The sequence below is a fragment of the Cryobacterium sp. Y57 genome (assembly GCF_002929505.1).
Lineage (GTDB): Bacteria > Actinomycetota > Actinomycetes > Actinomycetales > Microbacteriaceae > Cryobacterium.
Genome location: NZ_PJJL01000053.1, coordinates 47,387 through 58,335 on the forward strand (window position 1 = coordinate 47,387; position 10,949 = coordinate 58,335).

The 10,949-nt window shown below is 58.1% G+C and carries 10 protein-coding genes and 1 pseudogene; 6 read left to right on the top strand and 5 right to left on the bottom strand.

From position 1 onward, the window contains the following. The first annotated feature begins 58 nt into the window (after positions 1-58). From CXY72_RS19960 to CXY72_RS03800, 3 genes and pseudogenes are all read left to right on the top strand, one after another. Entirely contained in the window at positions 59-1,072 is a 1,014-nt protein-coding gene (locus tag CXY72_RS19960) for a DEAD/DEAH box helicase family protein (protein WP_233197634.1), read from the top strand. 30 nt (positions 1,073-1,102) lie between these two features. Beyond that, on the top strand, positions 1,103-2,833 hold the full coding sequence (locus tag CXY72_RS03795; RefSeq protein WP_233197635.1) for a hypothetical protein: 1,731 nt from the start codon (positions 1,103-1,105) through the stop codon (positions 2,831-2,833). A 124-nt stretch (positions 2,834-2,957) separates the two neighbouring features. Continuing rightward, positions 2,958-3,545: pseudogene (locus CXY72_RS03800) on the top strand (M48 family metallopeptidase); the annotation flags it as partial. 206 nt (positions 3,546-3,751) lie between these two features. Here CXY72_RS03800 and CXY72_RS03805 read toward each other — a convergent pair. The 4 genes from CXY72_RS03805 to CXY72_RS03820 form a co-directional block, all read right to left on the bottom strand. After that, complete coding sequence (locus tag CXY72_RS03805) at positions 3,752-4,813, bottom strand: hypothetical protein (protein WP_158252458.1); 1,062 nt, start codon at positions 4,811-4,813, stop codon at positions 3,752-3,754. Positions 4,814-5,064: 251 nt separating this feature from the next. Further along, positions 5,065-6,885 carry a DUF2326 domain-containing protein gene (locus CXY72_RS03810; RefSeq protein ID WP_158252459.1) on the bottom strand — a complete coding sequence of 607 codons (1,821 nt, stop codon included), beginning with the start codon at positions 6,883-6,885 and terminating at the stop codon, positions 5,065-5,067. After that, positions 6,861-7,046 carry an ABC-three component system middle component 8 gene (locus CXY72_RS20530; RefSeq protein ID WP_370446203.1) on the bottom strand — a complete coding sequence of 62 codons (186 nt, stop codon included), beginning with the start codon at positions 7,044-7,046 and terminating at the stop codon, positions 6,861-6,863. Before CXY72_RS20530 ends, CXY72_RS03810 begins: the two co-directional genes overlap by 25 nt. Positions 7,047-7,089: 43 nt before the next feature. Further along, positions 7,090-8,115 carry an ABC-three component system protein gene (locus tag CXY72_RS03820; RefSeq protein ID WP_146071043.1) on the bottom strand — a complete coding sequence of 342 codons (1,026 nt, stop codon included), beginning with the start codon at positions 8,113-8,115 and terminating at the stop codon, positions 7,090-7,092. 531 nt (positions 8,116-8,646) lie between these two features. Between CXY72_RS03820 and CXY72_RS03825 the strand changes: the two genes are divergently transcribed. From CXY72_RS03825 to CXY72_RS19970, 3 genes are all read left to right on the top strand, one after another. Continuing rightward, positions 8,647-9,228 carry a recombinase family protein gene (locus CXY72_RS03825; protein WP_104126373.1) on the top strand — a complete coding sequence of 194 codons (582 nt, stop codon included), beginning with the start codon at positions 8,647-8,649 and terminating at the stop codon, positions 9,226-9,228. Positions 9,229-9,496: 268 nt separating this feature from the next. After that, entirely contained in the window at positions 9,497-9,655 is a 159-nt protein-coding gene (locus tag CXY72_RS19965) for an AAA family ATPase (RefSeq protein ID WP_233197636.1), read from the top strand. Positions 9,656-9,727: 72 nt separating this feature from the next. Then, positions 9,728-10,021 (top strand): hypothetical protein, encoded by a 294-nt coding sequence (locus tag CXY72_RS19970; protein ID WP_233197637.1) that lies wholly within the window; start codon positions 9,728-9,730, stop codon positions 10,019-10,021. Between the two features lie 43 nt (positions 10,022-10,064). Here the strand turns inward: CXY72_RS19970 and CXY72_RS03835 are convergent, their stop codons facing one another. Beyond that, entirely contained in the window at positions 10,065-10,784 is a 720-nt protein-coding gene (locus CXY72_RS03835; RefSeq protein ID WP_104126374.1) for a nucleotidyltransferase domain-containing protein, read from the bottom strand. Between the last annotated feature and the right edge of the window lie 165 nt (positions 10,785-10,949).

Here is a 10,949-nt window from a genome sequence, read left to right on the forward strand (position 1 = left end):
CTGCTCAATTGGGTACACCTGATGGACGCGCGTCAGTGGCTGACGTTGCACCGCGTCGGTGCCAGGTAAAACGCTTCGCCGACCCTGCGCGCGCACGGTGTGGGAGCCCGCGCCAGGACATCTCGAAAAGGAGTTTGGTGCAGCGTTGGAAGCGTTCCCCTCGGCGCCGGGATCGCACACGTACACACTGGCCAATGGCTCTCGAACGTCGATGGAGCGAGCAAATATTGGCAACCAAAGTGCCCACTTCATCCGGACGTTCTTCTCGACGGTCCAGTTCGTGTTCGCGGGCAACGACGTCGAGGGTTTGCGCTACGGGGTGATTGAAACGGTGGAGAAGTATTGGCTGGAGTGGAAGGAGCCGGAAGAGAGCAACGTCGGCGCTGATTTGGCCGAGCCGCTGGACAGGGCGATCTTTCAAATGTGCTCGAAGGAGCGCTTCCTTGAGCTCATCCATGACTTCATGGTGTTCGACGCAGGCAAAAAGAAGACTGCGCGGCACAATCAGTTCTTCGGAGTGAAGGCTGCTCAAGCCCGCATCGCCAAGCGCGAGGGCGGCATCATCTGGCACACCCAGGGCTCGGGCAAGAGCTTGGTAATGGTGTGGTTGGCCAAGTGGATCCGCGAGAAACAGCCCGGGTCTCGCGTACTCATAATCACCGACCGCACCGAGCTGGATGAGCAGATCGAAAAGGTTTTTGGCGGGGTCAATGAAAGCATTTACCGCACAACCTCCGGTACAGACCTATTGACCCAGATCAACAAGCATGACCCCTGGCTCATCTGTTCTCTCGTCCATAAATTCCGCGGGAGTGACGACGATAAGGATGTCGATCGGGATAGTGAGGACTTCATCGCTCAACTGCGCTCGCGCGTCCTGGCAGGGTTCGCTCCCAAGGGCAACCTGTTCGTCTTCGTCGACGAGGCGCACCGCACGCAATCGGGCAAGATGCACCGCGCCATGAAAGAGCTACTCCCCGGTGCGGTGTTCATTGGTTTCACGGGCACGCCGCTGCTCAAGGCGGACGCGGCGACCAGCATCGAGACGTTCGGCTCGTTCATCCACACCTAAAAGTTCAACGAGGCTGTTGGGGACGGTGTCGTGCTCGATCTGCGCTACGAGGCTCGCAGCATCGAGCAAGATCTGACCAGCCCGGAAAAGGTTGACAAGTGGTTTGAGGCTAAGACGAAGGGCCTTACCGACCTCAGTAAGGCTCGGCTGAAGAAGAAATGGGGCACGATGCAGAAGATCGTGTCCGCGGAGCCCCGAGCCAAGCGGATAGTCCAGGACATCCTGCTGGACATGGAAACTGAACCACGTCTCGTGACTGGCCGCGGGAACGCCATGCTCGTGAGCGAGAGCATCTACCAGGCCTGCAAGTTCTACGAGATGTTCGTCAACGCTGGCTATAAAGACAAAGTTGCCATCGTCACGAGCTACGTGCCGAACCCCAGCGACATCTCGAAGGAGGACTCGGGTGAAGGGGCGACGGAGACCCTGCGCCAGTACGACATCTACCGGCAGATGCTGGCCAGCTTCTTTGGGGTGCCTGCCGACGAGGCTGTGAGTCGCATCGAAGAGTTCGAGAAGGAGGTCAAGCGTCGCTTCATCGAGGAACCAGGTCAGATGCGCCTGCTCATCGTCGTCGACAAGCTTCTGACCGGCTTCGATGCGCCGAGTGCGACCTACCTGTACATCGACAAGAAGATGCGCGACCACGGTCTGTTCCAGGCCATCTGCCGTGTCAACCGTCTCGACGGTGATGACAAGACTTACGGCTACATCATCGACTACCGAGACCTGTTCGACTCCATGGAGTCGGCCATAACCGACTACACCTCCGGCGCCCTGGACGGCTACGAGGAGAAGGACGTCGAGGGTCTGCTTAAGGACCGCGTCGAGCAGGGTCGCCGGGATCTCGACGACGCACTCGAGAAGATGCGCGCGTTGGTCGAGCCTGTTTCACCGCCAAAAGGCACGCTGGAATATCAGCACTATTTCGTTGCATCAGTGCCGGGCGACGCCGGTGCGATCAAGAGCAACGAGGCCAAACGCGTCGCACTGTACAAGGCCGTCGCTGGACTGGTGCGTGCCTACACAGGGCTGGCCAACGACCTGGACGCCGCCGGCTATACGTACCGTGAGGCTGCTGCGATCAAGGACGAAGTTACTCATTTTGTGGCTGTCCGCGACGAGGTTGAGCTCGGTGCCGGCGAAAACATTGACATGAAGCAGTTTGAGGCTGGCATGCGGGCGCTACTGGACAACTACATCCAGGCAGACCCGTCTGACGTCGTCGCCACCTTCGAGAAGGGCTTAGTCCACCTGATCGTCGAACGTGGCGTGGACGCCCTTGCTTCTCTGCCGGCAAACCTTCGAAAGAACCCGAAAGCTGCGGCGGAAACGATAGTCAACAACGTCCGCAAGACCATCGTTGATGAACGCGCCATGAATCCCCGCTACTACGACAAGATGTCCGAGTTGCTCGACGCTCTAATTGAGGAGCGCCGGCAGGATGCCTTGGATTACAAGGCCTACTTGCAGCAGCTGCTCGATCTCGCGACCAAGGTCGGCAATAAGGAGTCCGACACGGTTTATCCCGAATGGGCCAACAATGGTGCGCAGCGTGCGCTGGTGGACTTCAACTTCGCTGATACCAATCTCGCGGTCGTCGTCGATTACACCGTGATGCGCCAAAAGGAGCACGGCTGGGTTGGCAATCGTATGAAGGAACGAGCTCTGGCCCGGGAGCTACACCGGGTGCTGCCTAACAGCTTCGACCGCTTCGAAGAGCTGTTTGAACTGGTGAGAATCCGCGATGAGTACCACTAACGCCTACCTCAGTGTCGCCGGACTCGACATCGACATCGTCTTTAAGGACATCAAAAACCTGCACATCTCCGTATACCCACCGGTTGGTCGGGTTCGCGTTGCCGCTCCGCATCGTCTCGACGAGGACGCGATCCGGCGCGCTGTTGTTGAGCGTCTCGCTTGGATCAAGCGGCAGCGCGAGCAGCTTCGGGATTCTGACCGTCAGACTGAGCGCCAGATGCTCTCCGGCGAGACGCATTACGTGTGGAGTCAGCGTCTCCGCCTCGACTCATCCCGCCACGGGAGATCAAAGATTAGCGTTGCCGGCACGACGCTGTGGGTGACCACCCCTGCTGACCACAGAGAGGACCAGCGCAGGGCGTTGCTCGACCGCTGGTACCGAGAGCAGCTCAAGGCTGCCGTTCCGCCGCTGCTAGAAAAATGGCAACCCCTCGTCGGCGAGGAAGTACAAAAGTTCGTTGTGCGCCGTATGAAGACTAAGTGGGGTACCTGCCAAGCCAGTTCCCGTGCCATCTGGCTCAACCCCGAGCTCGCGAAGAAGAACCCGCGCTGCCTCGAGTACATCGTGGTTCACGAACTGACCCACTTCATCGAGCGCACCCACAATGAACACTTCGTCGAACTCATGGACCGTCACATGCCCGACTGGCAGGTCCGTCGCGATGAACTGAACGACGCGCCGTTGGCCAGCGAGGTGTGGGATGCCAAATAGTCAAGAAAACTACAGGCAGCGGCACCACACCACATCCCCTTTTATACAGTGCGCGGGCTCAATGATCGCCGCAAGCCGCAAGCCGCAAGCCGCAAGCCGCAAGCCGCAAGCAAGCTGGACCGAGGCATCACGCATCCCCCGGGATGCAGACCGGGCAGCCAACCATCAACGGCTTAGCCCAGCGAGGGTTTGCTAGGTTCAATCAGTCAGTGGTCTGAGAACGTCAACATCAGGGCATCGTGAGGTGGCCATTTCTGTCGGGCTTCCAGGGAACGAGGCGCCGGGAGGTAAGTGGTGGCCTCTAATTCGGATTCAGGCGTAAGGATTTCTTCTGTCGCGTCTATGCCGAGCAAAACCTGAGCCGGTGGCGGACTATACCTAGAAGTGCCTTGCTGGATGACGACGCTGGCCGAATATAGGACTCGGCGGCGCAGCTCCCAGACGAAGTCCAGAAGCTCCTCTCGCAAGTTTCTACTGGCTAACACTCCATCGAGTCTTGATGCATCCCCGGTAAGGACTTCACGGAAGGGAAGGCTCGTCACACGCGTGAGCGCATAAAACAGACTGGCGCGCAACGCACTATCGAGGGGAGCCGGTACAGGGAGCGCGAATGGCGCCGGCGGGTAGGGAGTGAGAGCAGCTTCGAGGTCAGTGGCTGCTTTGAGTAATTGCGACTCGGAGTCATCGGTGATGAGTTGTCGGTGGAGCGCGGAAAGGGATTCTTGGAGCAAGTCAAGTCGTACGTCGAATGTCTTGTGTTGTTGTCCGTAAGTCGTTAGGAAGACTGCCGCGACAGCGATGACCACGCCGATCGTTGCCACCTGGCTTTGCAATTGGGATGCCGCGACGGTTGACACGGCACCCGCAACCACGCAGGCGATGAGCCACACAAGTAAGGACCATGTCCGAGCTCGCCCGGGTCTAGCCCGTGTGAGAACCCCGATTATCGGTGGGCTCGCCGACAGGGCGGAGACGGCAAGCGCAACGGCGATCAATTGCACTGCCAGGATTACAACAAAGGACGCAACCGAGGTGGCACCTTGTGCATTGGCGAAAGCCCAGAAGGCGACGACGATCGAGAGGGCAAGAGATACTATGCGACCAATGATGCGGCGGGCCACTTCGGTTGCGCGAACGTACTGGTTGAACCATCGCGCAGATTTGTCGTTGCCGGCCCACACCGCCAAAAGTGCTCCCAAGCCCAGAGCGAGGATGCCAACGACTAGGAGGACAAAATGCCAAAAGCCTCCGTGTTCTTCTGCGAGCACACTGCCGACAAGGACGGCCGCCCCACCCGCGACGATTAGGCCAATTCCGAGGGCGACCCACCCTCCGTGCGGCCCCGCCGTCCGACGGGTTGGTGTCGTCTCATCAGAGAGAATCACAGCCGCCTGCCAGAGCAGTGAGTGGGATGTCTTGATGATCTTTGGGCGTGTCATACCAGAGAACTCACTTTGATCACGATTCTAAATTGCAGCTGACGGGAAACCCGACAGAACACGAGGCGTCATAGGGGGCACTAGAAAGATTCCATTTGGAACAGACGTCCGCTGTCGCCTTCATCACTTAGGCGGCGCACGATCTCGTTCGACGACAGCGCGGTCAGATCCGAGTCGATGGGTTCAGGTAGGTCTGAATCGAGCGTCGTAATGACCGGTTGCAAACCCATCGCCGCATATTTTCGCAGAACCTCTAAAAGCCGGTGTTTTGCACGCGTCTCGAGACTCTCGAATACCCCATCGTGGAACGCGAAGCGAGGGAACGACTGGTCGCCGTAAGACCTCAAGACAGCGAGGTCGAACGCGATGCATAGAAGCTTTTTGAAAGTGAACCCGCGCGCCGCGCTGGTACGTGCCCCCGAGTCGCTAACGAAGTCGGCGAGGAAGTCGAGACTTCCTGAAGAGGAAGGAGTGACCGTTAGAAGCGCATGTTCGTCCAACACTGCGTGCACGATCTCGTCGAAGTAGCGCTGGATTTCCCTGTACCGACTCCCGCTGTCATCGACTTGAGCCTGGAGGTCGACTTCTATGGCTGTCTGAAGTTGATTCTTACGATCTTGGACCTGCCTTTGCTCTTGCTTAAGTCGCACGATCCTCGTATGTGTATCTCGCTGACGCTCCAGCGCAGTGATGTCGGACCGCAACTCAATGACGCGCGTCGAGATTTCCTTATATTTTGCGATCGTGTCAGAACCCTCCAAGAACTCGAAAAGTTGCGCACGCTGTGCCTGAAGTTCGGTTAGCACCGGATCGATGCGCTCTAGGCTCGCGGTAACTTCGGCGCGTTCCTCAAGTAGGTAGCCGCGGCGCTCCTCGGAGATGGCCCTATTGAACGCTACGAGCTGCTCTAGGTTCTTCTTCAGCTGACCCTTGAATGCGACGCCTATCTCTGCAAATAGGGTGGCCGTCTGGTCCGAGCTGAACAGGATCGCATCTTCGCGAAGCGATTCATCTAGATGAACAAGCAGCTGCGATAGGCGGTACTTTTTTTCATTCCCGGTCGCGATCTGCTCTTCGACTTCCGAAACCAACTCTCGATTAGCGTCCGAGTCGGCTCGGGCGAAGTCGAAGTGCTGGAGTACTGCCGACAGCTCATCCACGTCTCGACGGCGAATAGTGATTATGCCCTCGATTCGTATGACATCCGCCTCGCCGGCCATCCCGATCTCTGCACGTTGTCGGAGTATTTCGCCCTCAAGGCGGTCGACCTCGTCGACCTCGGCATAGAAATTCGTTGTGAGTTGGGCATCGAGGCCTAATAGCTGTGCAAGGAAAGGCTTCCACTCGCGGTGCTTGCCTCGGAACTTACGGAGATGAAAGACGTCTCCGTAGTCGTCTTGCTCACGCAGTACATACCCCATGATGTCGCGATAGTCATAAGGTGCAATGACGGAGAAGCCCAGGAGACCATCCAGTAGGCGTTTTGCCGGCGCTATCCCAAGGTCGGGGTGGCTCCAGTGACCGGAGTCAACTTCTGTCGCATCGTTTACGTCTACGCCAGAGGCGAGAATCGATACCGGCTTACGTGACTTTAGAGACCTGGCGATGGTTAAGAATCGACCGTCGTCTTTCTGAATTTCCAGGAAGAATATAAAACCATCGAAAAGGGCCTCGTGTGCAAATAGAAAGAAAGACGGGTGTCGGCCTTTCAGCAAGCAAAAATCGACAAGGCGCGCAACCGTGCTTTTGCCTAGGTTGTGGACTGTCTTACCCATATTCTCTGGTCGCTTGATCTCTGCAACGACCGCCGAGATTCCAGGGTGAAACTCAATAGGGGGAAAAATGTCGGGCTTGTTCGAGTAAAGCCTCACTAGTCTCATGTCGCTGGGCTTCCAACCCACTCGAACGAGTCTGCCTTTGGCAAATACTCAACGAGACCCAGTACGTAGAGGAGGCTAAGTGCTTGGGCGAATAGGTAATCGACCGAGATATCCCGCTTACGGCAGTGCTCCAGGAGGTTGTCATACGTCACTACTCTGTATCGGGAGACATGCTTAATCATCGCCGTGGATATAGCGATCACAGTGCGATCTGGGTGGTCATGCTTACTGGGAAAGAGCACTCGAGACCTCAATCTCTATTTCTTTCGCGATCTCGCCAATGTCGCAGTTCCAATACATATAGAAAACCACTCCTCGCGTGAGCGAACGGTTGCGTCCGAGCAGGGAGTCTCGCGAAATTAAAAGATCGACAAGATAGCTGAATACTTTGTCGAATGTTTGGTGCTCTTCGCGATGCGCAACGATTTTGAAATGGAAATCCTCGGCGCAATCGTCGTAGATTGCTCGAATTCTTGCGTTGGCGGGGTCGGCGAGGAACGTCTTGATCTGACGAAGAAGGTGACCATAGTTTCGCATCAATCGTTTCGATGTATTGCCTGTCATCGAATTGAGTACGTTTTTCTCAACCAAAGAGGTCCGCTCCTGCGGGCCCTTACTCACACCTGTCCCTGAACCTGAGCGATCGATGGCGGCCGCAACGGCCTCTACGACTTCCGCAAGTTCCCTGCTGGAGACGATGAGAGGACCATCGACTGGATTGACGCCCGCAAGCTGAGCGAGCCGCGGTTCCTCTCGAAACGCCTCATCGAGAGCTTCAATTCCGCAAAGATGAACGTTCTCCCGCGCGATTCCAATCTCGCGGGATATTCGATTCAAAAGACTCTCATTCGCGTTCGCGGTCAAATAGCGATTCGAGTAGAAGAGATAATTTTCCAGTTTTCCATCGACGTGCAGCTTTTTTGCACGAGGGAGTTCTAAGGTCAGCACCGCGGTTTCGCTAGTGCCGCCAAAATCGGGATCCGAGAAATAACCATACGAATTCGTGTGCTTCGCCTGGATTATCGTGATCTTATCCCACGGGCGTGCCCAGCTGGGAAAGCCGTCCGCTAGCCCCTCAAAACGAGCGTCGCGCCCACCATCTACGCCAGCCGCGAATCCTTGGACTCCTTTTCCGAGCCTGAGCTTGGCTGCCTGGACAACGAGCGCCTCGAACTGCGCCTCATTCAGGTCCTCATATGCGTAAGCCACACCCCACAGTACCCAGTTAGCGCGGGCCGCAATGCCAGTCACGCGCTCAGGGGTGCGAGCTCGCGTGAATAGCGGGTCCCAGATGCACCCGCAGTGTTACTGCTTAGAGAATAGAAGGGTGTTTGATCAGGTCCAGGTTGAGTTCAAATTGATTCGATCATGTCGCATCCCGTTTGCAGCGATGCGGGGACGATATTCACGAGCGGGATTAGTCCTTGGAACAGACGTGGAACTGCGCTTTAAGGCAGAGGAATCTATTCGAACAAATCGGATTTAACGTATTTCTCCAAAAGAGATGCAATTGTTGCTGACACGCCGCCGGGGCCTAACCACCAAAATGGTGCTGTGGTTCAACGGTTGTCTCGGAACCCGTGGGATGCGGGACACTTTGACGAGACATATCGGAGCGGCGCATTCCGGGAAATAGACACAGTTCACATCCGCTCGGTGGCAGGGATGCGTGAGCCGTCGCCCGAGGTAAGCGGGCGAGTCGGCGTGTCTCGCAACGTGTGTTTTTACCTTGTCCTAGGATTTCGGTAGGCAAGGACAGTTGCGAGACATCTGGAGGCATCAGTGGCGAAGCTGATCGGGTACGCACGGGTTTCGACCAAGAGTCAGACCACGGATCGGCAGGTCATGGATTTGATCGCCGCCGGCATCCGTAAGGACGACGTCTATGTCGATCACGGAGTCAGCGGTGGACGCGCGCGGCGGCCAGAATTTGATGCGGCCCTCGACGCATTGCAGGTTGGCGACACCCTCGTGGTCACCACGCTTGACCGCTTGGGGAGGTCGACGGCCAACATGCTGGAGCTCGCCGGGGTGCTGCGGACCCGTGGAGCCGCGCTTCGCGTGTTGAATCTGGGCGGGGGAGACGTGGACACGAGTACGCCGATGGGCGGAATGGTCTTCACCGTTATGGCCGCGTTAGCCGAGATGGAACTGGCGATCAAACGCGAACGCATTGTGGACAGTGTGAGTAAACGCCGCGCGGCCGGGAAGGATCTCGGTGGGCGACGCCCACGCTTCACCGAAAGCCAAATCCTCAATGCCCGCCGTCTGGTCAACGCCGGCGAATCCGCAACCCAGGTCGCGCGAGATCTGAGCATGTCGCGCGCCACTCTGTATCGGAGAATTTCCGAACTTAGAGCGTGACGCTCGGGTGAGCCAGTCGCAAATACTCGCGATGAAAACCGTGGGGTGCTGCAACGGGGCGGGCGCGGGCGCCGGCATCGATGCCACTATTTCTTGCCCCAGTTAGCCCCCGCTCAGCGGGCATTTTCTCGGGCAGGGCCTACGGGAATGTAGCTCCAAGCCTGCATTTGGCTCGACGCTGAACTCGACCGTGGGATGTGCCGTCTGGGTGGAGGTCCGGCTTACGGGCGCGCCATGAAGGACACTTCTTGGCATTAGAGTTCGGTTCATGATCGTTTGGCTCAACGGCACCCATGGGTCGGGAAAGACGACGACGAGCGACTTCGTGCAGCAATTACTGCCCGACGCGCGGGTCCTCGACGCTGAGAAGGTCAGCGAGGTGCTCATGGACATCAAGCCGGGACTTCCTGCAACGGACAACTTCTAGCACTGGGAGCCGCGGCGACCGCTCGTTGTCGAAACCGCTTGGCGCGTGCTCGAGTACACCGGAGGCACACTTGTGATGCCGATAACTGTCTTGGTCGAGAGCTACTGGCGGGAGATCAGCGGTGGTCTTACCGAGCACGGCATACCGATCCACCATTTCGTCCTCCACGCCGACCAGGCAACGCCCCGCGGCCGTAGACAAAACGACAAAGATCTCGGCCGCTCGACGTTCCGCTTCGCGTACTTGGAGCCATACGCCGAGGCAGCTCATACCGGGCTACACAAAGAAGCCGAGGTCATCGACACCACACACATCACAGCGGGCCAAGCCGCGCAGCAGATCGCGGATTCAGTGCTTGATCGCTGAGAACGCGGGATATCCGGCATCCTTGAGCTTGGTGAAGGATCGCTTAGCCAACCTCGCGGGAGCCTCGAGTATGCCCTTCCCGCACCGGTCCGCCGACGCTTTCGAGGACTTCCTGTGCGATGCGGCAGAGCTCCTCAGATGTTCGTGGAACTGACTCCGCCCACTGAACGAGACGCTTCGCAGCCGGATCTTGAAGATTCCCGAGGCGTCGCACCAGCCACTTGCCGCTCCCAAGCCAGCTGCGGTTGGCGAAGAGCAGCAGTTCCCCGGCGCGCGTGTAGACGTCCGCGATGATGGCGAACTCCTCTCCGGGATCCGGGCGTCCCTGGAGATCATCGATGGCTGCCGTGAGCCCGTATCGTAGATCGGCTTGCTGTATCGCGCCGATCGGCTCCGGACCTGCGGCCATCACCCCTTGCGCACGAGCCTGCAGCAGCACCGTTGCGACGTTGTCAACCAGTGGGATGCCGCCAGCCCACATATCCAAGGCGACAGGCCGGCGCTGCCTCGCCTCCAAGGCGAACCACTCATCGATGCCCTCGGGGCCGTAAACAAATGACTCGACCAGCCAGCCGTCGTGTCTGAGCGTTTCTGCGAAGCTCGCCGGACGGTCGTCGTAGTAGACCACGATGTCGAGATCAGAAGTTCTGGTCTCGCGGCCGAGCGCGATGCTGCCGGCTAAAGCGGACGCTGCCGCCTCGGGGTGTACCTTCCTGACGAATGCTTGAGCCGATTTGAGGGCCCCGTCCAGTGCCGAAGTCATGCCTTGAGCCTAGGGCGACACCAACGAGCGCCGCTGGGTCGAACCGTGAATGCGCCCGTTCATGGATCTTCTTTGGGTCAATCGTCCCGTAGAGGGTTCGGCTTACGGGCGGCCGGCGCTGCTGGGTGCGTACTCTGTGGAAAGCTGGAGGTGTGGAGTACGACA

Bases quoted from the DNA above. Each gene is read 5' to 3' on its own strand.
- CXY72_RS20530 (WP_370446203.1), bottom strand. From the start codon at position 7,046: ATGATTAAGCATGTCTCCCGATACAGAGTAGTGACGTATGACAACCTC.
- CXY72_RS19965 (WP_233197636.1), top strand. From the start codon at position 9,497: ATGATCGTTTGGCTCAACGGCACCCATGGGTCGGGAAAGACGACGACG.
- CXY72_RS03835 (WP_104126374.1), bottom strand. From the start codon at position 10,784: ATGACTTCGGCACTGGACGGGGCCCTCAAATCGGCTCAAGCATTCGTC.